Source organism: Actinomyces capricornis (assembly GCF_019974135.1).
Lineage (GTDB): Bacteria > Actinomycetota > Actinomycetes > Actinomycetales > Actinomycetaceae > Actinomyces > Actinomyces capricornis.
Map to the genome: position 1 here is coordinate 1,957,351 of NZ_AP025017.1, position 25,811 is coordinate 1,983,161.

The following is a 25,811-nucleotide window of genomic DNA, read 5'->3' on the forward strand; positions in this document are numbered from 1 at the left end:
TCGATCTGCCGGGGCCGTGCTCCGCAGCCTATGCCCGCTCCTGCGCGACCCTGCCGCCCGGCCCGCCCGGGATCCTGTCGGCTGCCGGTGGCGGCACTGCCCACTGCCCGTCATCGCGCCGATCCGACGACGTCGCCGGCCACCTGCGCGCCGCGCCCGCCGGGCCGGTGAGGGGCGCGGCGGGCGCGTGAAATTGAGGCAGGCCGGAGTGCGGTTATGCGCTCGCCGCACTGTGCGGGCCGCTCGCCCCGACCGGTGCGGGGCGAGCGGCCGGGGCGACGGCGCTGCTCGGCGCCGTCGCCCCGGGCGGACGCGCTCAGGCGGGCAGGAGGGCGCCCAGCCAGCCCTGGGAGGCGGCCAGCACCAGGGTGCACAGCGCCAGCAGCAGCCCCAGGGAGTAGGGGGCGACCTTGCGCAGGATGTCGGCCTCGGTGCCCGGGGCGTCCACCGCCGTGGAGGCGATGGCCAGGTTCTGGGGCGAGACGATCTTGCCCAGGCCCCCGCCGATCGTGTTGGCGGCCAGCAGGATGCGCGGGTCCAGGCCGGCTCCCTGGGCGGCGGTGGCCTGGAGGTTGGCGAACAGCGCTCCCGCGCTGGTGGCCGAGCCCGCCACCGCCGTGCCCAGCCAGCCCAGGACCGGGGACAGGAAGGCGTAGGCCGCCCCCGTGGTGGCCAGGGCCGCGCCGATGGCCGTGGTCTGCCCGGAGAAGTTCATGACATAGGCCAGGGCCATGACGCTGGCGATGGTCACCACCGCCAGGCGCAGGGTGCGGAAGGTGCGCATGAGGGTGGCCGCGCTCAGCCGCAGGCTCATCTCGAAGCGCCCCGGCACCGAGCGCAGCGAGTAGATGACGGTGACGATGAGGGCGGTCACCAGGATCCAGGTGCCCGGGTTGGACAGGGTCTGGAGGGTGTAGATGGCACTGGAGGAGGGCTTGCCCTCGGCGGTGAGCAGCTGCCCGTAGACGCCGGGCCACGTGATGGGCAGGTCGGTGGCCTTCAGGGCGGCGCTCAGGTCGAAGCCCAGGCTCCACAGCTTGGTCACCGCGATGATGACCACCACCAGGACGTAGGGCAGCAGGGCCAGCACCACGCGCTCGCGGTCGGGGGCGTCGTCGTTGGACACCTGGGAGCGGTGCTCCTGGGGGGTGGTGGGGGTCCATACCAGCAGGAAGAGGTAGGAGGCGGTCAGGCCCAGCAGGGAGGCGAGTACCGCGGTGAGCTCGTAGGACAGCGAGGGGGTCAGGAAGTGGCCTGCGCCGGTGGCCAGGCCCGCCACGATGGCCAGGGGCCACAGTTGGCGCACGCCCCGCATGCCGTCGAGGATGAACAGGAGCACCAGGGGGATGAGGGCGCAGAAGATCCAGGTCAGGTGGCCCATGAAGGTGGCCACCACCACCGGCTCCTGGCCGCCGAGCCGGCCCGCGGTGGTCACCGGGATGGCGATGGCGCCGAAGCCCACATTGATGGCGTTGCCGACCATGACCACGGCGGCGGACCTGAGCTTGGGCAGGCCCAGGGCGGCCACCATGGCCGCTGCGATGGCCACCGGGGCGCCGAAGCCCGCCAGGCCCTCCAGCAGTCCGCAGAAGGAGAAGGCGACGATGAGCGCCTGGGCCCTCATGTCGCCCTTGCCGATGGTGTTGAACACGGCCCGCAGGTCCGCCGAGCGCCCCGAGGCCTCGGTGAGGTTGTAGAGCCACACCGCGGCGATGATGATGTAGACGATCGGCACCAGGCCCATGGCCACGCCCTGGGTGGCGCTCATTGCCGTCATGGCGACCGGCATGCCGAAGAAGGCGACGGCGATGATGCAGGCCAGGGCCAGGGAGATGAGCGAGCACCAGTGGGTGGCGACCTTGAACACGCCCATGAGCGCGAAGAAGGCTATGAGCGGGATCAGCCCCACGGCGGCGGTGAGGAAGACGCTGTCGCCCACGGCCGTCGTCGAGGGCGTGAAGGGCGCGAGGGGCGGGATGCTCATGGCGGGTAGGAGGAGGACAGACTCCATCGGATGTCTCCTGGTCGGTGATATGTCAGGCGCCCGGGGCACTGGGCCACGCCGTGTCGGGACCTTGGGCCCTTGAGGCCGGCGCCGGGCGCGCGTATGCGATCCTGCCATAATCGTCGCTGCCGCGCTCCGTGAGTATGCCCGTGGCGCGCCCAGCCCATTTCTATATTGTCACCATACTTATGGCCGGATTACTTCTGGTGCGCCTCGGGTGCGGACCGCGCGGTGGCCGCCCTGCGCGCCTCGCCTGGCGCTGTCCGCACCCGCCGCCGGGATGGGCGGCTCAGTCGGGGCCTCCTCCCAGCACCGCGCAGACGCTGAGCTCGGGGCCGGTGGTCACGCTCAGGTCGGTGACGGCCACCGCCCCGTCGGAGGAGCGCAGCGGCACCCGCCTGCCCTCGAGGGCCCGGATGTCCTTGGCGGCCCGGGACAGCATCGCCGCCGCCACCGGGTGGCGCGAGGACACCGCCACCTGCGAGAGCGTGGCGAGCATCACCGGCTGCCCGCCGCCCAGCGCCCCGCCCGAGCCGCTGGGCCCACTCCCCGGGCCGCTGCCGGCACCGGGGCGGTGGGCATCGGCCTCCTGGACGTCCACCTGGGCGCCGATCCGCACCCGGGCCCGCAGCAGGCCCCAGCGGATCCGGCCGCTGCCGTTGACCCGCAGGGCCCCCGGTGCCGCCCCGCTGATCTCCAGCTCCACCTCGTCCAGTGCGCCCCTGCCCTCCAGCAGGTGCGTGCCGAGCCGCTCGATGGCGGTGACCAGGCCCGCCTGGGAGACGCCGAGCTCCACCCGCCCGTGCAGCGGGGACTGGGCGCTGGGCTCGTTGAGGACCAGGGAGCCGCTGCCGGCCCTCTCCTCCCAGGCGACCCGAATGTCGCGGAGGCGGGCATCGATGCGCACCGTCGCGCCCAGGACCTCCATGGGCCGGGCCCGCACCTGGAGTCTGCGCAGCCGGCCCGGTGTCGAGGCGGCCGCGACCTCCGCCTCCTCCTGCGGCTCCGGCCCGGGCCCCGCAGAGCCCTGCAAGTCCTCAGGGCCGTGCGAGCGCACCGGGGGAGCGGTGATCGCTGTGCCGCTGAGGTCGACGTCGAGCAGGTCGATATCCGGGACGGCGCAGCGCACCTGGAGGCGCATGGCCTCGGGGCGGTCGAGCGCTGGCGTGGCCGCCTGCTCGATCCCCTTGCGCAGGCGCGGGCCGAGGTCGTCGTCGGTACGGGGGAGCGGGAGCGGGCCCAGAGGAATGGTCATTGCCGCACTCTACGCATGAGCGGGGCCCGGCAGGAGCGGATCGTCCTGCCGGGCCCCGGTGCACTCGCGGCTCAGCGGTGGCGCGCATGCGCGCGGACCGCCGGCTGCGCCGGGATCACTCCACGACGTCGTCGTCCACCCAGTCCAGGGTGCGGGTGACCGCCTTGTTCCAGTTGCGGAAGAGGCGCTCGCGCTCGGCCTCATCCATCTGGGGGTTCCAGCGCTTGCCCTCGGCCCAGTTGTCGATGACGTCCTGGGTGCCCGACCAGAAGCCCACGGCGATCCCGGCGGCGTAGGCCGCGCCCAGGGCGGTGGTCTCGGTGACCTGGGGGCGCACGACGGGCACGCCCACCTGGTCGGCCTGGAACTGCATGAGCAGCTCGTCGCGGGTCATGCCGCCGTCGACCTTGAGCTCGGTCAGGGCCTGGCCGGAGTCGGCGTTCATGGCCTCCAGGACCTCGCGGGTCTGGAAGGCGGTGGACTCCTCCACGGCGCGGGCGATGTGGCCCTTGTTGACGTAGCGGGTCAGGCCCACCAGGGCGCCGCGGGCGTCGGGGCGCCAGTGCGGGGCGAACAGGCCGGAGAAGGCGGGCACGAAGTAGGCCCCGCCGTTGTCCTCCACGGTCTTGGCCAGCTCCTCGACGTCCTTGGAGTCCTTGATGATCCCCAGGTTGTCGCGCAGCCACTGCACCAGGGAGCCGGCCACGGCGATGGAGCCCTCCAGGGCGTAGACCGCGGGCTCGCCCTCGATCTGGTAGCACACGGTGGTCAGCAGGCCGTTGGTGGAGTGCACCGGCTCGGTGCCGGTGTTCATGAGCATGAAGCAGCCGGTGCCGTAGGTGTTCTTGGCCTGGCCCTTGGTGAAGCAGGCCTGCCCGAAGGTCGCCGCCTGCTGGTCTCCCAGGATGCCGCTGATGGGGGTGTCCACCAGCAGGCCGTTCTTGCGGCCGTAGCCGAAGATGCCCGAGGAGGGCTTGATCTCGGGGAGCATGGAGACCGGGATGCCCATGTCGGCGCAGATCTCCGGGTTCCAGTCCAGGGTGTCGATGTTCATCAGCATCGTGCGCGAGGCGTTGGTGACATCCGTGGCGTGCACCCCGCCGTTGACCCCACCGGTGAGGTTCCACAGCACCCAGGTGTCCATGGTGCCCATGAGCAGGTCGCCGGCCTCGGCGCGCTCGCGGGCGCCCTCGACGTTCTCCAGGATCCAGGTGACCTTGGGGCCGGAGAAGTAGGTGGCCAGGCCCAGACCCACGCGCTCCTTGTACTTGTCGGGGCCCTCCTGGCCGGCCAGGCGCTCGCAGATCTTCTGGGTGCGGGTGTCCTGCCAGACGATGACGTTGTAGACGGGCTCGCCGGTGCTCTTGTCCCACACCACGGCGCTCTCGCGCTGGTTGGTGATGCCCACTGAGGCGATCTGGTGGCGGTTGACCTCGGCGGCGGAGAGCACCCCGGCGACGACGTCGCGCACGTTGCGCCAGATCTCCAGGGCGTCGTGCTCGACCCACCCGGCGCGCGGGAAGATCTGCTCGTGCTCCTTCTGGTCCACGGCGACGATCTGCCCGGAGTGGTCGAAGAGGATGGCGCGCGAGGAGGTGGTGCCCTGGTCGATCGACAGGACGTACTTCTTCTCGGTCATGGGGGTCCTTTCCATGGTGTGACGGGTGGGGCGCTCCGGCATGGGCGCAGTCATTGCGTGGCGGGGCGCGGGAGCGCGTGGCCCGGATGGTCGGGGAGGCGCCGTCCCATGGGCCGTGCGGCTGAGCCCGCCCGGGATGGTGGCCCCTCCAGGAGTGCCTGCCGGAGAACGCGTCCCGGGGCTGGTCTCATGCCTGCTCGACTCGCTTTCCTACACGTCCTTGTGCATTGACGATCCCGCGGCACCGCCGGTGCGGATCTCGAGCAGCTGTTCGAGATCCCCGAGGAGGGTGCCGGTTCGGATGGCCCCAGTGGCGCAGCATCGGGCTGCGCCGGGTCCCTATGGAGTGGGAGGCTACCCAGTCGTCGTCATGCGTGGGAAGGCGATGGCGGGGGCGGGTGGGCCCGCTGATAGAAGGTGCGCTGGTGCCCGCCGGGGCGTGCACGGATGTGCGGAGCCCCGATGCAGATGCCCACGATGGGCGCGAGATGGGGTAGGACTACAGGCCTAGTGGTGCTGCGCCTCACGGGAGGAGTCACGTGAGACGTGTTGAAAACACCACTGGATCTGTAGGATCTGTCGGGCGCTCTCCGGGTGATGAGGCTTGGAGTGCACCGACGAGGACGGAGCTGTCATGGGACTGAGGATCGTCATTGCGGCCGACCCGGCCGGAGTGGACTACAAGGAGGCCGTCAAGGCCGACCTCGAGGCCGACCCCCGCGTGGAGCAGGTCATCGACGCCGGCTGCGCCCCGGGCGAGACGCCGCTGTACCCCAGCATCGCCTTCCCCGCCGCCACCATGATCGCCCAGGGCCAGGCCGACCGCGGTATCTTCTTCTGCGGCACCGGCATGGGCATGGCCATCAGCGCCAACAAGGTGCCCGGCGTGCGGGCCTCCACGGCCCATGACTCCTTCTCCGTCGAGCGCCTCATCATGTCCAACGACGCCCACGTCCTGTGCCTGGGCCAGCGCGTCATCGGCCGCGAGCTGGCACGCCGCCTGGCCAGCGAGTTCCTGGGCTACACCTTCGACCCGGCCTCGCACTCCAAGGCCAATATCGACCTCATCATCGAGCACGAGGGCCGGGCCGACTCCCGGGCCGCCCACTGACCGTGACCGAGTAGCACCATCCCCCATCCGCACGACTCAAGGAACAACGATGTTCACTGCTTCTCTTGGGATCTTCCTGTTCGGAGTGATCCTCGCACTGGCCGGGGGCGCCATCGGCGCCTCCATCGGTGGTAACTACGCCTTCGTCCTGACCGGCTTCAGCGTCATCTTCTCCTGGGGCGTCTTCGCCTTCACCGGCTCGACCTTCGCCTTCGACTACATCGCCTTCGGCCCCTTCATGGGCCCGCATATCGCCTTCGCCGGCGGCGCGGCCGGGGCGATCTACGCCGCCTACCGGGGCTACATGAAGGACGGCAAGGACGTCAACAGCCCCCTGGCGGGGCTGGGCCGCCCCGATGTGCTGCTCGTGGGCGCGGCCTTCGGCGTCCTGGGCTACCTGCTGCAGATCGGCATCTCCATGATCCCGTGGTTCGGCGGCCACACCGACTCCGTGGCCCTGGCCGTGTTGCTGTCGGGCATGACCGCCCGTGTCGTCTTCGGCGGGACCCGCCTGTTCTCCGGCTCCTTGCACGACGCCCACAAGTTCGAGGAGGGCAAGAGGGGCCTGGCCAGGATCGCCCCTGGCACCAACGGGCGCTGGCTGGAGTGGCAGGAGAAGCCCGGCCAGGTCATCACCATCGGCAGCTTCTTCGGGGCCGCCGCCGGTGGGGTCAGCCTGTTCCTGGCCGGTAACGTCGGCGCCCGCCTGACCGAGCTGGGCATGGACGGCAGCCTGGCCGCCGCCCTGGCCAACACCTTCCCCTTCGCCATCTCCGCGGTGATCATCCTCTTCCTCATCACCAACCGCAGCATGCCGGTCCAGCACCACGTGACCAATATCGGCGGGCTGGCCACGATCCAGTTCTTCCCCATCCTCATGGGCTCGACCTTCGCCACCTTCCAGTGGACCGCCACCTCCACCTGGGACTCGCGCACCTGGATGCTGGCGATCGTCGCCGTCCTCATCGGTGGTGTCTTCGGCATCGTGGCAGCCTCCTTCGGCGAGCTGGCCGCACGCCTGTGGTACAACCGCGGCACCAGCCACATCGACCCGCCGGCCGGCGCTATCTGGATCTGCAACACGATCGTGGTCAGCCTCGCCGCGCTGCTGTCCTAGGGCTCCGGCGCACCGGACCCGCCGCGGACCCGCCACTATCGGCTGCACAGAAACGGAGGCCTCCTCATGAGCGACTCACCACTGTCATTCCCCGAGGACCTGGCCAAGGCCTACGTCTTCGACCTGGATGGGACGATCTACCTGGGCGACGGCCTGCTGCCGGGGGCGCGGCGGCTCCTGGCCGAGCTCCAGCGCCGGGAGATCCCCGTGCGCTACCTGTCCAACAACCCCACCAAGGATCCGCGCCAGTACCTCGACAAGCTCACCGGGCTCGGCCTTCCGGCCAGGATCGAGGACATCTGCAACACGGTGGTGACGACCACCCGCTGGCTCAAGGAGAACCATCCGGGGGCCGCGGTCTTCGCCATCGCCGAGCAGCCGCTCCAGCGGGCGCTGGTCGAGGCGGGCTTCCGCCTGACGGAGGACCCGGGGGAGATCGACGTCGTCATCGCCTCCTACGACCGCACCTTCGACTACCGCAAGCTCCAGATCGCCTTCGACGCCCTCTGGTTCCACAAGCGGGCCATCCTCATCCAGACCAACCCCGACCGCTTCTGCCCCTTCCCGGGCGGCCGCGGGGAGCCCGACTGCGCGGCCATCACCGCGGCGATCGAGGCCTGCACCGGGGTGGCCTGCCAGGCCAATCTGGGCAAGCCCTCGCCGATCATGCTCCACGAGGCCCTGGCGGGCCTGGACCTGGGCCCCCAGGACTGCATGATGGTGGGCGACCGGCTCCAGACCGATATCCAGATGGCTCTCGACACCGGGATGGGATCGGCCTGCGTCCTGACCGGGGAGGCCACGCTCGACGACGTCGCGGCCAGGCCCGAGGACCGGCGTCCCGACTACGTCCTGGACCGGGTGGACCGGCTCATCCCCGCCGCCATCTGGGAGGAGCTGGGCTGGCGTGAGGAGCCAGAGGGCCCCGGCGCCGCCTGAGCGCCGGCGGCCCCGCCCGCCACGTCCGGACTGCGCTGCGGCGGACCGACCGCCGCAGCGCAGCCCCACCGCCCGTCGACGCCGCCCGGCCGCCGCCGGCGGGCCCGACCCAGACCGACCGCTACCCCCTGCTCCTGACCGCCACCTCCTGAACCCGACTGAAACCGACCCTGACCGCCCTCGACCGACTCCGTCCACCTCGGGCTGACCCCGCTCAGCACCGACCGACACGTCTCGACGAATCCCGACCGTGGAAGGCCAGCCGGACCCAGCGGGTCCACTGACCCCTCCCGGCCGGACCCTGCCACGCAGCGCAGGCGTCACCCCCCGTTACTCAAGGAAGAGGAACCATGACGACCACCGGCACCTACCTCCTGGGCATCGACTTCGGCACCGAGTCCTGCCGCGTTGTGATCTGCGACCTGGAGGGCCACCCCATCACCTTCGCGGCCACGAGCTACCCCACCCACCACCCCCGTCCGGGGTGGGCCGAGCAGAGCCCCGAGGACTGGTGGAACGCCCTGCAGGCCTCCACCCACAAGGCACTGGAGTCCTCGGGCGTCTCCCCGGCGCAGATCGCCGGGATCTCCTACGACGCCACCACCCTGACCCTGGTGGCCATGGACGAGCGCGGCCAGGAGCTGCGCCCGGCCATCATGTGGATGGACGTGCGGGCCACCGAGCAGGCCGCCCGCGCCGCCGATTCGGACTCCGTGGCCCGCCTCTACAACGGCGCGGGCACCTCCCCGGCCATCGCCGAGTGGTACCCCTTCAAGGCCGCCTGGCTCAAGGAACACGAGCCCGAGACCTACGCGCGCGCCGCCCACCTGGTCGACGCCCCCGACTGGGTCAACTACAAGCTCACCGGCGAGTGGACCACCAACATCAACTCCGCCGCCCTGCGCATGTACTACAACCGCGACCGCGGCGGCTGGCCCACGGACTTCTACGAGACCATCGGCTGCGGCGACGTCTTCTCCAAGATCCCCGAGCGCGTGCTCGACCTGGGAACCCCCGTCGGCGGCCTGGCGACCATCCCCGCACAGCTGCTCGGCCTGCGACCGGGGACCCCCGTGGCCCAGGGCCCGGCCGACGCCTGGGCGGGTCAGATCGGCCTGGGCGTGCTCTCCCCGGGCTCGATGGCCCTGATCACCGGCTCCTCCCACGTCCTGACCGGCCAGTGCGCCACAGAGATCCACGGCAAGGGCTTCTTCGGGGCCTACACCGACGGCGTTCTGCCGGGCCAGTACACGGTCGAGGGCGGCCAGGTCTCCACCGGCTCGGTCCTGAAGTGGTTCAAGGACAACTTCGCCGGGGGCATCACCGAGGCCGCCGAGAAGGTCGGCCTCAACCCCTACAAGGTCCTGGACGCCCAGGCCGCCGAGATCCCGCGCGGCTGCGACGGCCTCATCATCAACGAGTACTTCCAGGGCAACCGCACCCCCTACTCCGACTCCAAGGCGCGCGGCGTCGTCGCCGGCCTGTCCCTCATCCACACCCCCGCCCACGTCTACCGGGCCATCGAGGAGTCGGTGTGCTTCGGCACCGCGCACAACCTGCGGGTGATGCGGGAGGGCGGCTTCGAGGTCACCCGCATGGTCGCCTGCGGGGGCGCCACCAAGAGCCGGGACTGGATGCAGATGCACGCCGACGTCACGGGCGTGCCGATCGCCGTGACCGAGGTCGGCGACGCCGTCGCCCTGGGCTCGTGCATGATCGCCGCCGTGGGCGCGGGCATCTACAAGGACCTGCCCGAGGCCGGCAGGGCCATGGTCCGCGAGATCGACGTCTTCGAGCCCGACGCCCAGGCCCACGAGGAGTACCAGTACTACCTCGAGCGCTACATCGAGCTCTTCCCCGCCGCCTCTCGGACCGTGCACTCGCTGGTGGACCACGAGGCCGCCCGCCAGTGACGGCGCCGTGAGGCGCCGGCCGGGACGGCACCGGCCACCGGTTGCCCGAAACCGCGGCTGATCACCCCGACGGCGGGGCGGGCGGTGCTCATCCGCCCGCCCCGCCGTCCTCCGCCGTCGTCGTGCCGGCTGGGGGCGAAGGCTGGGCCGGCGGCCGGCCGGCGGGCAGGGGCGGGGCGATGATCGGCTCGACGCCGCGCTGCCTGAGGGACTCGGCGTCCTCGGGCGAGATCCGGGAGTCGACGACGACGTGGTCGAAATCGGTCAGGTCGGCGAAGCGCACCAGGGCCTGGCGGCGCAGCTTGGAGCGGTCGATGAGCAGGATGCGCACCTGGGAGCTGGCCAGCATGGCCCGCTTGACCTCGGCGATGTCCTGGTGGGGGTGGTAGCAGCTCGGCCCGGCGACCCCGGAGGCCGACAGCACGCAGAAGCCCGCCCGCAGGTCGCGGATCTGCTCCAGGGCCGCCCGGCCCGCGGTGGCGTGGGCCCAGGGATGGTACTGCCCGCCGATGAGGATGAGCCGCGTGCCGTGGACACCGATGGCCTCCTCCGCGGCGATCTGGGAGTTGGTGACCACCGTCATGGAGGAGAGCTGGGGCAGGGCCCGCAGCAGCCAGACGCTGGAGGTGGAGTCATCGAGCATGAGGGAGGAGCCCGGGGGGATGAGCTCGGCGGCGCGGGCGGCCATCTCCTGCTTGTCCTGCCGGTGCTGGTCCAGCCGGAAGACGGCGTCGGCCTCGTGCAGGCCGCAGGCCTGGGCGATGACCCGGCCGCGGTCGCGCTGGACCACCCCGGCCTCCTCCAGGGCCACCAGGTCCCTGTAGACGGTCATGGTAGACACCCCGGTCAGCTCTGCCAGCTCCCCGACCCGCATGGATCCGTGGTGCATGACGGCCTCGGCCATGACCATCCGGCGTCGGTGCGCGGTCGGGGAGGGCTCAGTCATCGCAGTGGCTTCTCTTGTCGCACGACAGTGGGGAGGCGGCAGGGCGCGGCACGGGCGGCGCCGGGCCGATGCCGACACTGTAGACCCCGGTGGGCCGGCGGCGTCCCCAGTGGAGTCGCCATCCCGGGGATGTGAAGAATCACGCGCGTCAGGACGGATGCGGTGCCCTTCCCGGTGAGGCCCGCCCCAGGGCGTCCCGGCCGGCGGCGAGCACGCTCAGGGCCCGGGTGCCGGCTCTGGTCGCCGGCACCCGGGCCCTGAGCCCTAAGGCTGGTGGGGGTTCGCTCAGATCGGGTTGGTCAGGTGCGCCACCGCGGCGGCGTCCGTGGCCTCGGCCTCAGCGGCGGCGATCTCCTCGACGCGCTGGGCGTAGGCCTTCTTCTGGGCCTCGATGGCGCCCTCGTCCCAGCCCAGCAGCGGCGCCATGATGGAGCAGACCTCATCGGCGGCGCCCAGGCCCCGGTCGCGCTGGCACAGGTCCAGGCGCACCCGGCGGGTGAGCACATCCTCCAGGGACAGGGCCCCCTCATGGGTCACCGCCCAGGCCACCTCCCCGCGCAGGTACTCGGGTGCGGCCTCCAGGGGCTGGTCCAGGTCGCCGGGCTCGGCGCCCTGCTCCCGTGCGGCGTCGATGGCCGCCAGCAGGTCGAGGGTCTCCGAGCCGTAGCGGTCGAGCAGGTGGGTGACGCGCGCCAGGGTCCAGCCGCGCTCGCGGGCGATGCCCCCGGCCTCATCGACCAGCTCGTGGTAGCCCTCGGCGCCCACCAGGGGAAGGTCGGCGGTGACCGAGGGGTGGGCGTGGGCGAGGGCCTCGCCCAGGGCGTGGTCGACGGCGTCCTCGGCCATGACCCGGTAGGTGGTGAGCTTGCCGCCGGCGATGGCGGTCAGGCCCGGGGCCACGCGGGTGACCGTGTGCTCGCGCGAGACCTTGGTCGAGGCGGCCTTGGCGCCGGGCTTGAGCTTCGGCTGGAGCAGGGGGCGCAGCCCCGCGTAGACGCCGATGATGTCCTGGCGGCTGATGGGGTGGTTGAGCACGGAGTTGGCGTGCTCCAGGATGTAGTCCACGTCGGCTGCCGTGGCCACCGGCTTGGCCACGTCCTGGTCCCAGGGGGTGTCGGTGGTGCCGATGATCCAGTACTCGGGCCAGGGGATGATGAACAGGACAGACTTCTCAGTGCGCAGGAAGATGCCGGTCTGGGCGTCGATGGCCTCGCGCGGCACCACGATGTGGATGCCCTTGGACGCCAGCACCTTCAGCCCGCCCTCCTTGGTGGCCAGGTCCTGGACCTCCTCGGTCCACACCCCGGCGGCGTTGATGGTGCGCTTGGCGCGGATCTCCAGCTCCTCGCCGGTGGTCAGGTCGGTGACCTCGGCTCCGGTGACCTGCCCGCGCTCGTCCTTGAGGAAGCCGGTGACCCGGGTGCGCGAGGCGGCGTGGGCGCCTAGTCCCACGGCGGTGCGCACCAGGTCCAGGACCAGGCGCGAGTCATCGACGCGGGCGTCGTAGAAGCGGATGGCGCCGGCCAGGTCGCTGACGTCCAGGGCCGGGGCCAGGGCGGCGGTGCCCTTCTTGCCCAGGTGCTGCTGGATGGGCACGGTCTTGCGGCCGCGGGCGCCGGCCAGGGCCAGGGCGTCGTACATGCCCACACCCACGGCCGAGTAGGTGCGCTCGTAGTGGTGCTTGAGCGGCCACAGGAAGGGCTGGGCCTTGACCAGGTGGGGGGCGGTGGTGCTCAGGAGGCGCCCGCGCTCGGTGAGGGCCTCGTGCACCAGGGCGAAGTTGAGCTGGTAGAGGTAGCGCAGGCCGCCGTGGACCAGCTTGGAGGAGTAGGAGGAGGTGCCCTGGGCCCAGTCGCCCATCTCCACGATCCCGGTGCGAAGGCCCCGGGCTGCGGCGTCCAGGGCGATGCCGGCGCCGGTGACACCGCCGCCGACGACGAGGATGTCCAGGCCCTCCTCATTGCTCATCGCCTTCAGCGCGGCGCTGCGCTGGGCGCCGTTGAGCGCGGTGGCGGGGGTTGACTGAAGGCCGTAGGGGGAAGTCTGCATGGTCGCTGTCGCTCCTGTGAGACATGTGCTGACGGCCTATACTCTGGTACCACCATGGGAGGATGATCAAATATGATGCACGAACGTGCACGGCCGGCGCTGGAGGAGAGGAACATGACCACGACGATCCGCCACTGCGATGGCCGATCATGGCTCGCCCCGACTCATCACGGCTCATGACAGCCTCTGACCCCACCGGCGGGCGGCGCGGCCGGGCCCCGCACTCCAGGACCAGGCGCACCGCGGTCCCCGAGCGCCCGACTGCGGCGGCTGCGCCGTCGTCGGCGCCGCCCGTATCGGCGGGTGCCGCCCCCGGCGACGACCCCGGCGGCCTGCTGCGCGCCTACGAGGCGGCCTCCATGTACTACGTCCAGGGCGAGACCATGGAGGTCATCGCCCGCCACCTGGGGGTCTCGCGCTCCACCGTCTCGCGGCTGCTCCTGCGGGCCAAGCAGGTGGGGATCGTGCGCATCGAGCTGATCCAGCCCGGGGGAGCGGGCAGCCTGGAGGGCCGCTTCCTCTCCCAGTTCGGGGTACGGGCCCAGATCGTCCCCGTGCGCGAGGGAGCCACGGAGATCCTGCGCCTCCAGCAGGTCGCGGGGGTGGCGGCCGGTCGCATGGTCGACCTCATCGGTGAACTGACCCCCAGTGCTCACAGCGCCGCCGCGGCGCCAGGACCGGGGACGGGATCGGGGACGGACCCAGCAGGGGACGGGGCGGGCGCCGGAGCATCCAGCCCCGTCCGCGCACAGGCGGACTCCCGCGGGGCGCCGGCAGGCCAGGAGGCGGCCCGCGGGCTCGTGGTGGGGGTGGCCTGGGGCACCACCATGTCCGAGGTCAGCGCGGCCCTGCCCAGCCGCACGGTGCCCGGGCTGACAGTGGTTCAGCTCAACGGCGCCACCGACCCCATGGAGGAGGGAACCAGCGCCGGCGAGATGCTCTCGCGCATCGCCGGGGCGCTGCGGGCCCGCAGCGTGGCCTTCCCTGTGCCCGCCTTCTTCGACCACGTCGAGACCCGTGAGGCCATGTGGTCCGAGCGCTCAGTGCGCCGGGTGCTGGCACTGGTGGGCCGGGCCCGCCTGGCGGTCTTCGGCGTGGGCTCCCTGGAGGGCTCCCTGCCCTCCCAGGTCTACGAGGGCGGGCACCTCTCCAGCGCGGACAGGGCCGTGGTACGCCGCGAGAAGGTGGTGGGGGATGTGTGCACGGTGATGCTGCGCGGGGACGGCTCGTGGCGGGACATCGATCTCAATGCCCGGGCCACCGGGCCGACCCCCGCCCAGCTGGCCCGTATTCCGCGGCGGCTGTGCGTGGTGGCGGGGGTCGCCAAGGCCCCGGCCCTTCTGGCGGCGCTGCGGGCCAGGGTCGCTACCGATCTGGTGGTCGACGATGCCACCGCCAGGGCCGTGCTCGACCTGGCCGCCCGCACCGAGCGCCGTCCCTAGGCGGCCTTCCCCGAAAGGCGGGGCCTGTCCAGGAGTAGGGGTGTGGGCCTGGCCGGCAGGGTGCAGGCTGCGGGACCGGGGCGGTTCCCCAGGAGGGTCAGGCTCTCCGGGAGGGGCATGCCTTCCGGGACACGCAGGTGCTCGGCGATGGGTGCGGGGTGCATGTTGGACGTCACTTCGCGACAAGGGCGTCGCTTGGCGGAATGGACGTACCTGGTAGGTGTCGCCCATTCCGCCAAGTGACGCCCATTCCGCCAAACGACGCCCAATTCGGTCCCTGCGCCCTCCCCGAGCACCTGCCTGCCCGGCCATGCCCGACCCTCCTGGATGCCCCTCCCGCAGTGCATCCCGGGGCAGGGCCCCACCGTCGTCGCAGCCTCATCACCTCCCGGGCCCCCGGGCCTAGGAGCGCCGGCCCCACCACAGGTAGGCGCTCAGGGCCGCGTAGACCAGGGCGGCGCCGATGAGTGCGGGGCGCGGGTCCGCCGTCGTGCTCAGGGCGATGGCGCTCCAGCCCCCGGCAATGCCGCCCAGGGCCCCGGCGCCCTGGGCCCAGGCGGTGGCATCCAGGAAGCGCTGACCCGCCAGGGTGACCTGGCGCTGGCCGATGAGCAGCGTGGCCAGGGCCCAGGAGGCCATGGCCACGGCGGCGAGCATGACCGATCCCGCCCATAGGGACGTCGTCGGCGCCGAGGGGGCGAGGGCGAGGCAGGCGCTGCTGAGCAGGGCCGCAGCGGTGATCGCCATCGCCGCCCCGAGGCCCGCCGCGCCTGCCGACTGCGCTGCGACGTCGTCGCCCCCGGTTGCCGTGGCGGCGGCCCGGGCGCTCAAGGCCCGTCGCGCCAGCCGCGTGACCTGGGGTCCGGCGGTGGCCCCCAGCCCCACCATGATCAGCACGGCGAGGTAGGGGCCCTGGCCCCGGGCCTGCCCGATGTGGATGAGCACGTAGGACCCGGCCAGGGCGGTGGCGAAGGAGCGGGCCAGGACGCTGGCCGGGGAGACGAGAGGGTGCCCCAGTAGGTGCCTGAGGGCCGCCGGGGTGGAGCCGAACAGTGGCTCGTTCTCGGTTCCCTCCGCGGAGGGATGGGCGAGGCGCACCGCCGCCTCCTCGGCGCGCATGCCGTGGAGCCGGGCGCCGATGGCCGCCACGGACAGCACGAGGTTGGCCAGGACGATGAGGTAGGGGGAGACGAAGGTGAGGCAGGCGCCCAGGGGGATCGAGACGACGCCGGAGAAGAAGGCGGACAGGGACTCCAGGTGGGAGGTGAAGCGCAGGGAGGTCTGGGCATCGATGGCGGCCATCTCCGCGCCGTAGATCTCCTCGACGATGTCGAGCACCAGGGGGATGGGGGAGGCCAGGACCATGTAGGCGGCGATGACCGCCCCGGTGGGGGCGCCCAGTGCCAGCGCCACCAGTGCCGTCAGGAGCAGGACCACGTCGTAGCACTCGCAGGCCAGGAGCGCCCGGCCGGGGCGGGCCCGCCCGAGCAGCCTGACGGCCAGGGGCGAGAGCATGTCCTCCATGCTCGTCAGGGTCGCGTACCCGGCGATCCAGGCCGCCGGCAGGGCCGAGGCCACCACGAGTGCCGGGGAGGCTCCGGCGAAGACCTCGCTTCCGGCCAGCGACAGGGTCCAGCCGATGAGCATGCCGGTCCGCGAGCGCCTGACCAGGCGAGCGGCGGCGCGGGCCCGCTGGGTGCTGCCAGCGGCAGCGCCGTCGGCGCCGTTGGGGCTGTCAGTCATGGTCATCGGGCAGTTCCTCGAGTTCGCGCCGCGCCGGCCTCGGGGCGGCGATCTGGGGGGAGCGGGTGAGGTCAGCACTGTGAGCGCACCATACCGCCAGCGGCCCGGGCTCCCCCTCGTTGCACATCTTCGGGTGGGGTGTGGACGGGATGGTGCGGAAAGGTCGGGGTTGGTGGTGGCCGGGGGCGCTGAAGATGTGCAGCGGGCACTGGAGGGTGCGGCGATGGGAGGGGAGTGGGCCTGGCCGGGCTGGCCGGGAGCGCTCGCGGGTGCGCGTAGCCGCTGGTGGCGGGTTGGGGACCGTGGCAGGATGGGCGGAGTGACCTCACAGCGAGATGAAGCCCGAGTGGCGCGGATCCCCCACGCAGGCCAGGCCCGCGGGGCCGCCGGGGCGGCCGGTGCCCTGCGCGATCCGCACGACCCCCATGGCCCTCAGCCGGCGGGGCCGGTGGTGCAGGGGCGGGCTCAGGAGGGGGCGGCCGCCCGGCTCGTCGGGACCACCCCCGAGGCGCGTATCGCGCTGCGCCAGGCGCGCCCGGCCGATGTGCGGGCTATCGCCGATCTGGTGCGCCCCTACTCCGATGAGCGCATCCTCATCGCCAAGGACCTCATCTCCTACTTCGAGGACGTCCAGGAGTTCATCGTGGCCGAGGACGCGGCCACCGTCGGCTCCACCCGGGCGGCCCGGCCCGCCGACCCCGCGGGGGCGGTCGAGTCGGCGATCGTGGGCTGCGGCGCCCTGCATGTCATGTGGGATGACATCGCCGAGGTGCGCACCCTGGCCGTCCACCGCGACCACCTGGGTGCGGGGGTGGGCTCGGCGATCCTGCGTGAGCTCATCGACAGGGCGCGCCTGCTGGGCCTCCAGCGGCTGTTCTGCCTGACCTTCGAGGTCGACTTCTTCAGCCGCCACGGCTTCAGGCCGATCTCGGGCACACCGGTGGGCATGGATGTCTTCGGCGAGATGGTGCGCTCCCACGACGACGGCGTGGCCGAGTTCCTCAACCTGGCACGGGTCAAGCCCAACACCCTGGGCAACACCCGCATGCTCCTGCAGCTGTGAGTCAGGGCCCCCAGGACCGTGAGGCCCGGGCCGACGGCGCCCGGGGCCCCTCGGCCGGCGCCGTCCTCGCCTGGTACGCCCGCCATGCCCGCGACCTGCCCTGGCGCAGGCCCGGCACCACCCCCTGGGAGGTGCTGCTCAGCGAGGTGATGAGCCAGCAGACCCCGGTGGCTCGCGTCATCCCGGCCTGGAGGCAGTGGCTGGAGCGCTGGCCGGGCCCGGCCGAGCTCGCCGAGGCCCCCACCGCCGAGGTCCTGCGCGTGTGGGGGCGCCTGGGCTACCCCCGCCGGGCACTGCGGCTCATCGAGTGCGCCCGGGCCCTGGTCCAGGATCACGGCGGCCGGCTGCCCTGCGACCGCGACGCCCTCCTGGCCCTGCCCGGGGTGGGGGAGTACACCGCCGGCGCCGTCATGGCCTTCGCCTATGGGCGGCGCGCCCTGGTCCTGGACACGAATGTGCGACGGGTCCTGGCTCGGGCCGTGGGCGGCCAGGCCCTGGCCCCGCCCCACCTGGGCCGCGCCGAGCGGGAGCGGGCCCTGGCGCTGCTGCCCCAGGAGGATGCCCAGGCGGCCCAGTGGTCGGTGGCGGTCATGGAGCTGGGAGCCCTGGTGTGCACGGCGCGCGATCCGCGGTGCGAGCAGTGCCCGTGGCGCGCCCAGTGCGCCTGGCTTGCGGCCGGGCGCCCCGCCGATGCGCATGCCGGCAGGCGCCGCACCCAGGCCTGGCACGGCACGGACCGCCAGGCCCGGGGCATGGTCATGGCCGCCCTGCGCGAGAGCCCGCAGCGGGCCCTGGCGCGCACCGACCTGCTGGTGGCGGCTGCTGCCGCGGGGCGCCGGGCGGGGCGGGCCGATCCCGACCAGCCCGCCCGCGCCCTGGCCGGCCTCCTGACCGACGGGCTCATCGCCACCGACGACGACGGCGCGACCTACCGGCTTCCCTGAGGCCGGTCCGCGGTCGCCCGGGCCGCCGACCGCCTCCGGGTGCTCGCCTTCCCGTGGCGCACGGCCACGCGGTGGGGCTGACCTGGCTGGGGCGCTGGCGCCGGTAGAGTCGGGGCATGGCGAAGGGACGGGGACGAGGCGGGCGCGGATCGGCTCGGCGGGCCAAGGGCGCGGCCCCGCGGGGCTCGGCAGGCGCCCCGCGGGGCGCCCAGTCGCGGCCCCGGCCCCAGGGCGGCTCGGGCGCGCGCCGAGGCGCGCCGGGCGCCCAGGCCTCCCGGGGCGGGGCACGCGGAGACTCCGCTGGCCGCGATGGTGCTCGCGACGCCGGCATGAGGGGCGACCGGCAGGGCGGCGACCAGGGGACTGCCTCGCGCCAGGCGGGGTCGGGTACGGGCCGCCCCGATGCCCGCGCCGGTGCTCGTGGTGCGGGGTCTCGGGGCGCCCGCTCATCGGCGGGGCGCCCGTCGGCGGCCCGCGCCGCGTCGTCGGCTCGGGGCACTGGCCGGGGTGGGCGCGCCACGCAGGCCTCCAGTGCGCGCCAGCGGCGGGCAGGGCAGCCCGGTGGGCACGGCCCGCGCCGCACCACTGCCGGCGGGAGTACGGGACACGGGGCGCAGGGCCCGCCGCGCCCCCGGCAGGCCGCTCCGGGAACCGCCCGCTCCCACCGCGCCACCTCCACCCAGGCGGGGCGCCCCTCCCGTTCCATGCGCGCCGGCGGGGCGCACCCTCATAGCCGCAGGCTACGGGCCATGGGGGCCCGCGGTCGTGGCAGGCTCCGCCCCCGCTACGGCCTGCGCCGCACCGTGGTGGCGGGCCTGGCGATCCTCCTGGTTGTCGGCCTCGGCGCGGGGGCCGTGGCCTCCGCCCTGTGGGTGCGCCAGACCATCCGCACCCAGGATGCCGACCGCGCCGCCGCCCAGGCCCGCACCGTCTACCCCCAGCCGCAGTCCTGCGCCGTCGGGGATCTGGAGGTGGCCTCCAGCGGGCCGCAGATCCTCAGTGCGGGCCAGGGCGGCTCCTTCACAGCGAGCCTGACCAACTCCGGGAGCGAGCCCTGCCTGCTCGACGTCGGCCAGGCCTCCCTGGGCGTCGAGCTCACCTCCGGTGAGGAGCAGGTGTGGAGCTCGGCGACCTGCCCGGCCGGCGACCAGGAGCGGCTCCTGCTGCTGGGGCAGGGCGATGCCACCGAGGTCTCCCTGGAGTGGAATGGCTACGCGGCGGGCTCGGACTGCGATCTGGCCCATGCCCCGGCTGCCGGGGACGCCTCCTCGGCGTCTCCTGAGGCATCGGCGTCGGCTGACCCGTCGGCCTCGCCGACCCCGCAGGAGGATGGGAGCGCCTCACCCGGTACTGATCCTGGGGCCCCGGCGGCCGATGAGCGGGTTGCGGGACCGGGCACCTACCACTACCGCTTCACCCTGGGGGGCGAGGACCTCACCGAGGACGCCGTGATCCTCATCCAGTGAGCACCGGGCGCGCCTGAGGCGAGCACCTGAGGCATTGGCGGGCCGGGCTGCCGGGCTCAGGCGTAGCGGTCGACGATGGAGATCTCGGCCAGGCGGGACAGGCCGTCGCGCAGGGTGCGGGCGCGCTGGGCGTTGACCCCCTCGATGGCCTCGAGCTCCTCGGCGGTGGCACCCAGGACGCCCTGGAGGGAGCCCCAGTGCTCCACCACGGCGCGGGCGGTGACCACGGGCAGGCGGGGGATCTTGGACAGGATGCGCAGGCCGCGGGGGGAGACCTGGGCGTCCAGGTCCTGACCGTCGATGCCTCCCAGGCCCATGGAGCGCGCCACCATGGCCAGGTCGAGCAGGGCGGGGGAGCCCACCCATTTGAGGCGGGCCTCGACGGTGGTGGTCTCCAGGCCGATGGGCAGGTAGTCCTCCAGCAGGAAGCCGTGCTCGGCGCTCAGGCCGCGGGTGAGCTCCTCGACCTGGAGGGCCAGGAGGCGCCCGTCGGTGCCGAGCTCCAGGACGTAGGAGTCGATGTCGGCCGAGATGCGCCGGACCATCTCCATGAGCTGGAGGACGGAGGTGACGTCGCGCACGGTCACCAGGTCCTCGATCTCCAGGGAGTCCAGGCCGGCCGAGGTCTGGTCGAGGCGGGCCTTGTAGCGCTCCAGGGCGGCCAGGGCCTGGTTGGCGCTGGCCAGGATCGATTCGCTGGGCTCCAGGACGTGGCGCTTGCCGTCGACGTACAGGGAGATGATCCGCATGGACTGGCTCACCGAGATGACGGGGTAGCCGGTCTGGCGGGCGACGCGCTCGGCGGTGCGGTGGCGCATGCCGGTCTCGGAGGTCTGGATGGAGGCGTTGGGCAGGAGCTGGACGTTGGCGCGCCGGATCCGGGAGGTGTCCATGTCCACCACGACGCCGCCGTCCATCTTGGCCAGCTCGCGCAGGCGGGCCGCGGAGAGCTCGACGTCGAGGTGGAAGCCGCCCGAGGAGATGGCCTCGACCACGGGGTCGAATCCCAGAACGATGATGGCGCCGGTGCGCCCGCGCAGGATGCGCTCCAGGCCGTCGCGCAGGACGGTGCCCGGGGCGACGAGCGCGAGGGTCTCGCGCAGCTGGCCGGCGGCCTCAATCATCGGTGTCTCCTGAGTTCATGGGCTCCGGGGTGAGGGGACCGCCCCGGGGCGCGGCTGGTCGCAGCCTGATGCGCGGCCGCGCTCATCGTATCGGTAGCCGTGGTGCTCGTTGTGCTGTGAGTTCTCACAGGGGTCCTTCTCACCCTTGGGGCAGGGCCGCGCCCACGGCCTCGCCCACATGTGCTACGGGAAGGACGCTCATGCCGGGAACCCCGCGCAGCTCCTTGGAACCGGGCAGGGGCACGATGGCGCGGTCGAAACCCAGGCGCGCCGCCTCGGCCAGGCGGCGCTGGATGCCGACCGTGGCGCGCACCTCACCGGTGAGGCCCACCTCCCCGAAGGCCACCAGGCCCGGTGGGGTGGGCAGGTTCCTGGCTGCCGAGACCACCGCGATGGCCACGGCCAGGTCGGTGGCGGGCTCCACCGCCCTGGCCCCGCCGACGGTGGAGACGTAGACGTCGCTGGAGGCGGTCTCCACGCGCATGCGCGCCGCGAGGACGGCCAGGGCCATGGCGGCGCGGGAGTGGTCCACCCCGGAGGTCGTGCGCCGTGGGGAGCCGGCGCTGGTGGCGGCCACCAGGGCCTGGATCTCCACGGGCATGGGGCGGCGCCCCTCCAGGGTCACGGTGGCGCAGGTGCCGGGGACCTCGGAGCGGGCGGCGGACAGGAAGAGCCCGGAGGGATCGGCCAGGCCCACGATGCCGCGCTCGCCCAGGTCGAAGCAGCCGACCTCATCGGTGGGCCCGTACCGGTTCTTCACCGCGCGCAGCAGCCGCAGCCGGCCGTGGCGCTCGCCCTCGAACTGGGTGACGACGTCGACCAGGTGCTCCAGGACCCGGGGGCCGGCGATCCCGCCGTCCTTGGTCACATGCCCCACCAGCAGCACCGGGATGCCGCGCTCCTTGGCCGTGGCGATGAGGGCCCCGGCCACGGCCCGCACCTGGGACACGCCCCCGGCGCTGCCCTCGACCTGCGCCGAGGCGATGGTCTGCACCGAGTCCACCACCAGTAGGGAGGGCTGGGCGGCCTCCACATGCCCCAGCAGGGCGCTGAGCTCGGTCTCGGCGGCCAGCAGCAGGGCCGGGTCGATGGCCTCGATGCGCTCGGCGCGCAGGCGCACCTGGGAGGCCGACTCCTCACCGGTGACGTAGAGGACCGGGCCCTGGCCGCGCTCGCGGCTGGCGGCGGCGCAGGCGGCTGCCACGGTGAGCAGGAGGGTGGACTTGCCGACGCCCGGCTCTCCGGCCAGCAGGACGACGGCGCCGGGCACGATCCCGCCGCCCAGGACCCGGTCCAGCTCGCCGACACCGGTGGAGCGGGCCCGCGCCTGCTCGGCGCTGATCTCGGCGATGGGCCGAGCGGCGGTGGCGGGGCGGGTGGCGGTGGCCAGGAGCGCGCCGGTGCCTGAGGCGCCTGCGGCGGTGGGCTGGACCTCCTCCAGGGTCCCCCAGGCGCGGCACTCGCGGCACTGGCCCAGCCACTTGGGGCTGGACCAGCCGCACTCGGTGCAGGTGTAGGTGGGCCGGGGGGCTTTGGGCGTCCTGGTGGTGCTGGGCATGCCAGGAGGGTATCGGGGGCCTGCGACACGTACGGCGCCGCCCCTCCCACCCCAACCTTCGACAATTTGCATGAGATCGTACTTCTCCAGGCCCGGAGAAGTACGATCTCATGCAAATTGTCGAAAAGAAGGGGAGGGTGGCCCTCGCGGGCTTCACATCTGCTGGCCGGCGGGTGGGCTCGGCATGGAGCCGTAGGGGGCCTGGCTGGGCATCCTGGACTGCCCCTGGTGCCCCACCTGGCCGTGGCCCGGCGTCATGGGCGCGGGTGCACCGGCTCCGGGCTGACTGGAGTGGCCGTAGCCGGCCTGGGGGGCGTAGGCGCCGGGGCTGCCGTAGGGGTGCTGGGCCGCCCCGCCCTGGGGCCCGCCGACCTGCGCAGGTGCCTGCCAGGGCTGGCTGGGGGACTGGACCGGGGAGACTGCCGCCCTCTTGGAGGCGGGCACGAGGTTGGGGTACCTCCTCGCAACATGCGAGTCGCCCAGGCGCACGGCGGCCACGAGGATGAGGGCGGGGGCGGCGAGCAGGATGACGGGGATACGCGTGGTGCCGGTGGTGCTGTTGCCGATCCAGACGTAGAGAACGAGGGCGAGGATGCCGCCCAGCACGACGGCGAAGGCGAAGGCCGGGTAGTACAGGTAGGTGTGGACGTCCCCGTCCTTGCCGGAGCCCCTGGCCCCACCGGTACCCGGCACGCCGGGATCCTGCGGGGCGGTGCCGTAGGAGCCGCCAGACGGGCCGGGCTGAGGGGCGGAGCTGTTCCAGTCGTGCTGCGAGGTCATAGGGAGTCCCCTTCTGGATCATGGTTGTGAGGAACGGGGCCCAGCATGCCCTCCAGGACCGCGGCGGCGCACCCGCCGGGCATGGGGCGAACACCCCTGGGGGAGCGCACCCCATGCCCGCTCCCGCCGGTGCCCTGTCCGACGGCGGTCTTCCGCCGCCCTCCACACCCCCACTTTCGACAATTTGCATGAGATCGTACTTCTCCAGCCCCGGAGAAGTACGATCTCATGCAAATTGTCGAAAAGAGGGCGGCCCGCACTGTCCCCAGCGCTCGCCCGCTCCTGGGCCTTCCCTGGCCGACGGCGGTCTTCCGCCCGGCTATCCGCGAGCGGCGCGGTGCTTGGGGGAGCGCCGTCGAGCACCCTCCTGTGCGGCCTCGCCACGGCGGCCGCGCCGAGCCTCGGCGGCGCCGCCCCGCGCCCCCTCCCGCTCGGCGGCGGCGATGAGCGCCCTGGCCGTGGGCTCATCGGTGACCAGCCCGGAGAGGTAGCCGCCTGCCAGTGCCGCCCTGATGGCACCGAGCTTGCCCCGGCCCGCCGCCACCCCGATGACCATGGGGATATCCCGCAGCCGCTCGGGGTCCAGGCACACCGTGCGGTCGCACAGGGAGGTCCCCACATGCTGGCCCGAGGCATTGAGGTGATGGCCGCACAGGTGCGCCACCACGCCCTTGTCCCGGCACTCCTGGCTCACCCCCAGGGTCATCCAGCGCCGCAGCAGCGGGCTGGTCGACTCCCCCACGCTCCCGATCCCGGTCAGGGCCACATCGCTGCGACCGGCCAGCTCCAGAGTGGTGAGCACCTGATCCTCCTCGCGCACCGCCTGGGCGCTGCGCAGGGAGCCGAAGACCAGGGGCACCGGCAGGGACCGGTAGTGGCCGCCCAGGCGCAGAGCCAGGCTGCGGCAGATATCGGGCCCGTCCTCCAGCTGGAGGGAGTCCCCCGCGGCGCCCAGCATCGCCACGGTGGTCGAGTGCGGCCAGGTCCGCTCCGGCAGGTGATGGACGACGGCGCCCACCGCCCGTCCGTTGGACACCGCGATCACCGAGCGCGGCCCGCTGTACTCCAGCAGCAGCTCGCCCGCACTGCGGGCCACCGCCGCCCTGATCCCCCCGGGCCCCGCGCCCTCCTGCGCCCCAGGCTCCAAGGCCCGCGCCTCCTCCTCGGACCCCTGGCGACCGGCCTCGGCCACGCGCGCCTCAGTGAGCCCATAGGCCTGCACCAGGGCCTTCTCCAGGGCCATGAGGCGCTGGATGGGGTGGGAGACGGTCACCGTGACGATCCCGGTCCTGCGGGCCTGGGCCAGCATCCGCGAGACCGTGGGACGCGAGTAGCCCAGGCGCGCGGCGATCTCCTCCTGGGCCATCCCCTCCTCCCAGTACAACTGGGCCACCTCCAGCAGGAGTGCCGCCCGCGAGCGAGACAATTGAGCGCACATACGTGCATGATAACAAGACGATCACGGAAGGAGACCCGCGTTTCCCAGTGAAACCATCCGCACTCCCCCTCTCCGGGATGCCGCGATCGTGAACATCTGATCACCCCCGGCCTTGGGTGCCGGTAGACCGCGCCCTAGCGTGGCAGCAGGCGGAGGGGCGGCCCGATCCCCCGATCCAGCACCGGGCCCCACGCGCAGACGCGCCCGGGCCAGAGCACGGGGCGCCGTGCGCCCACGCCCACCGCCCCCGCACGAACCAGCGACTCGAAGGAGAATCCGATGGGCATCGTCCGCACGATCCACGGTGATGTGGACCCCTCCAGCCTGGGCGTGGTCAACGCCCACGACCACCTCATCCGCGTCGGCGCCGGAGAGGTCTACCTCGACCCCGACCACCTCCTCAACGACCCGGACAAGGCCGTGGAGGAGGCGACCTCCTTCGTCCAGGCCTCCAAGCGCTTCGCCCCCAGCGCCACCATCGTGGACATGTGCCCGGCCTCCTGCGGGCGCGGCGTGCTCATGCTGCGCGACGTCGTCGACCGCGTCCCGGGACTCCAGGTCATCCAGGCCACCGGCTTCCACCAGCAGAAGGTCTACCTGGAGTGGCGCCAGTCCTGGGTCAACCAGTACACGGTCACCGAGATCGCCGACCTGCTCATCGCCGACATCGTCGAGGGCGTGGACGCCAACGACTACATGGGGCCGCTGGTCAAGCGCACCGACATCCGCGCCGGCTGCATCAAGTGGGCCACCGCCTACGGGCGCATCACCGACTGGGAGCTCAAGACCGGCGAGGCCGTGGCCATCGCCGCCAAGGAGACCGGGGCCCCCATCAACACCCACGTCACCGCAGGCACCTGCGGGCCCGAGCAGGCCCGCTTCCTCATCGACCACGGCGTGAGCCCCGAGAGGATCGCCATCGGCCACATCCAGCGCAACTGGGACCCCTGGGTCCACGAGCAGATCGTCAAGCTCGGCGCCTACGTCGAGCTCGACGGCACCAACCGCATCAAGTACGTCCCCGACCACGCCCGCGTCACCCTCATCAAGACGCTGGGGGACAAGGGCTACGGCAAGCAGATCCTCCTGGGCACCGACTCGGGCAAGGCCTCCTACCAGAAGGCCTACGGCTCCACTTCCGGCATCGACTACGATCCCGCCGTCTTCTGCCCGCGCCTCATCGAGGACGAGGGCGTGGACCCTGCCTACGTCCAGGACCTCCTGGTGGGCAACGCGGCGACCTTCTTCGCCTTCGACCCCCTCCAGGGCTGAGCGGCGG

General features: G+C 72.7%; 19 protein-coding genes. 9 read left to right on the forward strand and 10 right to left on the reverse strand.

What is annotated here, in order from left to right:
* Positions 1 to 316 precede the first annotated feature (316 nt).
* From MANAM107_RS07880 to glpK, 3 genes are all read right to left on the reverse strand, one after another.
* Positions 317 to 2,011: an L-lactate permease gene (locus MANAM107_RS07880; protein WP_223907096.1), complete on the reverse strand. Its 1,695-nt coding sequence runs from the start codon at positions 2,009 to 2,011 to the stop codon at positions 317 to 319.
* A 283-nt stretch (positions 2,012 to 2,294) separates the two neighbouring features.
* Positions 2,295 to 3,260 (reverse strand): hypothetical protein, encoded by a 966-nt coding sequence (locus tag MANAM107_RS07885; protein ID WP_179899510.1) that lies wholly within the window; start codon positions 3,258 to 3,260, stop codon positions 2,295 to 2,297.
* 115 nt (positions 3,261 to 3,375) lie between these two features.
* The gene (gene glpK, locus MANAM107_RS07890; protein WP_223907099.1) at positions 3,376 to 4,899 is read right to left on the reverse strand and encodes a glycerol kinase GlpK; all 1,524 of its coding nucleotides are present in this window, start codon (positions 4,897 to 4,899) and stop codon (positions 3,376 to 3,378) included.
* 634 nt (positions 4,900 to 5,533) lie between these two features.
* On the opposite strand from glpK, the gene MANAM107_RS07895 reads away from it, so the two are divergent.
* From MANAM107_RS07895 to MANAM107_RS07910, 4 genes are all read left to right on the forward strand, one after another.
* Positions 5,534 to 6,010 carry an RpiB/LacA/LacB family sugar-phosphate isomerase gene (locus MANAM107_RS07895; RefSeq protein ID WP_179899508.1) on the forward strand — a complete coding sequence of 159 codons (477 nt, stop codon included), beginning with the start codon at positions 5,534 to 5,536 and terminating at the stop codon, positions 6,008 to 6,010.
* Positions 6,011 to 6,059: 49 nt separating this feature from the next.
* Positions 6,060 to 7,127, forward strand: coding sequence for a DUF7973 family transport facilitator (locus tag MANAM107_RS07900; protein ID WP_223907111.1), 1,068 nt, complete (start codon positions 6,060 to 6,062; stop codon positions 7,125 to 7,127).
* Positions 7,128 to 7,193: 66 nt separating this feature from the next.
* Positions 7,194 to 8,066 carry an HAD-IIA family hydrolase gene (locus MANAM107_RS07905; protein WP_223907114.1) on the forward strand — a complete coding sequence of 291 codons (873 nt, stop codon included), beginning with the start codon at positions 7,194 to 7,196 and terminating at the stop codon, positions 8,064 to 8,066.
* 350 nt (positions 8,067 to 8,416) lie between these two features.
* Positions 8,417 to 9,979, forward strand: a complete 1,563-nt coding sequence (locus tag MANAM107_RS07910) for an FGGY-family carbohydrate kinase (protein WP_223907117.1) — start codon at positions 8,417 to 8,419, stop codon at positions 9,977 to 9,979.
* Between the two features lie 88 nt (positions 9,980 to 10,067).
* Here the strand turns inward: MANAM107_RS07910 and MANAM107_RS07915 are convergent, their stop codons facing one another.
* Positions 10,068 to 10,925 (reverse strand): DeoR/GlpR family DNA-binding transcription regulator, encoded by an 858-nt coding sequence (locus MANAM107_RS07915; protein ID WP_223907119.1) that lies wholly within the window; start codon positions 10,923 to 10,925, stop codon positions 10,068 to 10,070.
* A 285-nt stretch (positions 10,926 to 11,210) separates the two neighbouring features.
* Positions 11,211 to 12,974, reverse strand: coding sequence for a glycerol-3-phosphate dehydrogenase/oxidase (locus MANAM107_RS07920; protein WP_223907121.1), 1,764 nt, complete (start codon positions 12,972 to 12,974; stop codon positions 11,211 to 11,213).
* A gap of 359 nt (positions 12,975 to 13,333) precedes the next feature.
* Between MANAM107_RS07920 and MANAM107_RS07925 the strand changes: the two genes are divergently transcribed.
* A complete protein-coding gene (locus tag MANAM107_RS07925) occupies positions 13,334 to 14,416 on the forward strand; it encodes a sugar-binding transcriptional regulator (protein WP_223912986.1) in 1,083 nt (360 codons plus the stop codon).
* A gap of 402 nt (positions 14,417 to 14,818) precedes the next feature.
* Here MANAM107_RS07925 and MANAM107_RS07930 read toward each other — a convergent pair whose 3' ends face one another.
* Positions 14,819 to 16,165: an MFS transporter gene (locus MANAM107_RS07930; RefSeq protein ID WP_263421888.1), complete on the reverse strand. Its 1,347-nt coding sequence runs from the start codon at positions 16,163 to 16,165 to the stop codon at positions 14,819 to 14,821.
* Positions 16,166 to 16,673: 508 nt separating this feature from the next.
* On the opposite strand from MANAM107_RS07930, the gene MANAM107_RS07935 reads away from it, so the two are divergent.
* From MANAM107_RS07935 to MANAM107_RS07945, 3 genes are all read left to right on the forward strand, one after another.
* A complete protein-coding gene (locus tag MANAM107_RS07935; protein WP_223912994.1) occupies positions 16,674 to 17,222 on the forward strand; it encodes an amino-acid N-acetyltransferase in 549 nt (182 codons plus the stop codon).
* Positions 17,219 to 18,166, forward strand: coding sequence for an iron-sulfur binding domain-containing protein (locus tag MANAM107_RS07940; RefSeq protein ID WP_223907123.1), 948 nt, complete (start codon positions 17,219 to 17,221; stop codon positions 18,164 to 18,166). The genes MANAM107_RS07935 and MANAM107_RS07940 overlap by 4 nt, the downstream gene beginning before the upstream one ends.
* 749 nt (positions 18,167 to 18,915) lie before the next feature.
* Complete coding sequence (locus tag MANAM107_RS07945; RefSeq protein ID WP_223907126.1) at positions 18,916 to 19,632, forward strand: hypothetical protein; 717 nt, start codon at positions 18,916 to 18,918, stop codon at positions 19,630 to 19,632.
* Positions 19,633 to 19,688: 56 nt separating this feature from the next.
* On the opposite strand, the gene disA is transcribed toward MANAM107_RS07945, so the two are convergent.
* From disA to MANAM107_RS07965, 4 genes are all read right to left on the reverse strand, one after another.
* On the reverse strand, positions 19,689 to 20,756 hold the full coding sequence (disA, locus tag MANAM107_RS07950) for a DNA integrity scanning diadenylate cyclase DisA (protein WP_179899500.1): 1,068 nt from the start codon (positions 20,754 to 20,756) through the stop codon (positions 19,689 to 19,691).
* Between the two features lie 139 nt (positions 20,757 to 20,895).
* The gene (gene radA, locus MANAM107_RS07955; RefSeq protein WP_223907130.1) at positions 20,896 to 22,314 is read right to left on the reverse strand and encodes a DNA repair protein RadA; all 1,419 of its coding nucleotides are present in this window, start codon (positions 22,312 to 22,314) and stop codon (positions 20,896 to 20,898) included.
* A gap of 153 nt (positions 22,315 to 22,467) precedes the next feature.
* Entirely contained in the window at positions 22,468 to 23,094 is a 627-nt protein-coding gene (locus MANAM107_RS07960; protein ID WP_223907133.1) for a hypothetical protein, read from the reverse strand.
* A gap of 319 nt (positions 23,095 to 23,413) precedes the next feature.
* On the reverse strand, positions 23,414 to 24,532 hold the full coding sequence (locus MANAM107_RS07965; protein ID WP_223907136.1) for a sugar-binding transcriptional regulator: 1,119 nt from the start codon (positions 24,530 to 24,532) through the stop codon (positions 23,414 to 23,416).
* A gap of 279 nt (positions 24,533 to 24,811) precedes the next feature.
* On the opposite strand from MANAM107_RS07965, the gene MANAM107_RS07970 reads away from it, so the two are divergent.
* Complete coding sequence (locus MANAM107_RS07970) at positions 24,812 to 25,804, forward strand: phosphotriesterase family protein (protein ID WP_223907139.1); 993 nt, start codon at positions 24,812 to 24,814, stop codon at positions 25,802 to 25,804.
* The last annotated feature ends 7 nt before the right edge of the window (positions 25,805 to 25,811 follow it).

Coding starts and splice junctions, on each gene's coding strand:
- MANAM107_RS07880 (WP_223907096.1), bottom strand. CDS start 2,011: ATGGAGTCTGTCCTCCTCCTACCCGCCATGAGCATCCCGCCCCTCGCG.
- MANAM107_RS07885 (WP_179899510.1), bottom strand. CDS start 3,260: ATGACCATTCCTCTGGGCCCGCTCCCGCTCCCCCGTACCGACGACGAC.
- glpK (WP_223907099.1), bottom strand. CDS start 4,899: ATGACCGAGAAGAAGTACGTCCTGTCGATCGACCAGGGCACCACCTCC.
- MANAM107_RS07895 (WP_179899508.1), top strand. CDS start 5,534: ATGGGACTGAGGATCGTCATTGCGGCCGACCCGGCCGGAGTGGACTAC.
- MANAM107_RS07900 (WP_223907111.1), top strand. CDS start 6,060: ATGTTCACTGCTTCTCTTGGGATCTTCCTGTTCGGAGTGATCCTCGCA.
- MANAM107_RS07905 (WP_223907114.1), top strand. CDS start 7,194: ATGAGCGACTCACCACTGTCATTCCCCGAGGACCTGGCCAAGGCCTAC.
- MANAM107_RS07910 (WP_223907117.1), top strand. CDS start 8,417: ATGACGACCACCGGCACCTACCTCCTGGGCATCGACTTCGGCACCGAG.
- MANAM107_RS07915 (WP_223907119.1), bottom strand. CDS start 10,925: ATGACTGAGCCCTCCCCGACCGCGCACCGACGCCGGATGGTCATGGCC.
- MANAM107_RS07920 (WP_223907121.1), bottom strand. CDS start 12,974: ATGCAGACTTCCCCCTACGGCCTTCAGTCAACCCCCGCCACCGCGCTC.
- MANAM107_RS07925 (WP_223912986.1), top strand. CDS start 13,334: ATGTACTACGTCCAGGGCGAGACCATGGAGGTCATCGCCCGCCACCTG.
- MANAM107_RS07930 (WP_263421888.1), bottom strand. CDS start 16,165: ATGACCATGACTGACAGCCCCAACGGCGCCGACGGCGCTGCCGCTGGC.
- MANAM107_RS07945 (WP_223907126.1), top strand. CDS start 18,916: ATGGGGGCCCGCGGTCGTGGCAGGCTCCGCCCCCGCTACGGCCTGCGC.
- disA (WP_179899500.1), bottom strand. CDS start 20,756: ATGATTGAGGCCGCCGGCCAGCTGCGCGAGACCCTCGCGCTCGTCGCC.
- radA (WP_223907130.1), bottom strand. CDS start 22,314: ATGCCCAGCACCACCAGGACGCCCAAAGCCCCCCGGCCCACCTACACC.
- MANAM107_RS07960 (WP_223907133.1), bottom strand. CDS start 23,094: ATGACCTCGCAGCACGACTGGAACAGCTCCGCCCCTCAGCCCGGCCCG.
- MANAM107_RS07965 (WP_223907136.1), bottom strand. CDS start 24,532: ATGTGCGCTCAATTGTCTCGCTCGCGGGCGGCACTCCTGCTGGAGGTG.
- MANAM107_RS07970 (WP_223907139.1), top strand. CDS start 24,812: ATGGGCATCGTCCGCACGATCCACGGTGATGTGGACCCCTCCAGCCTG.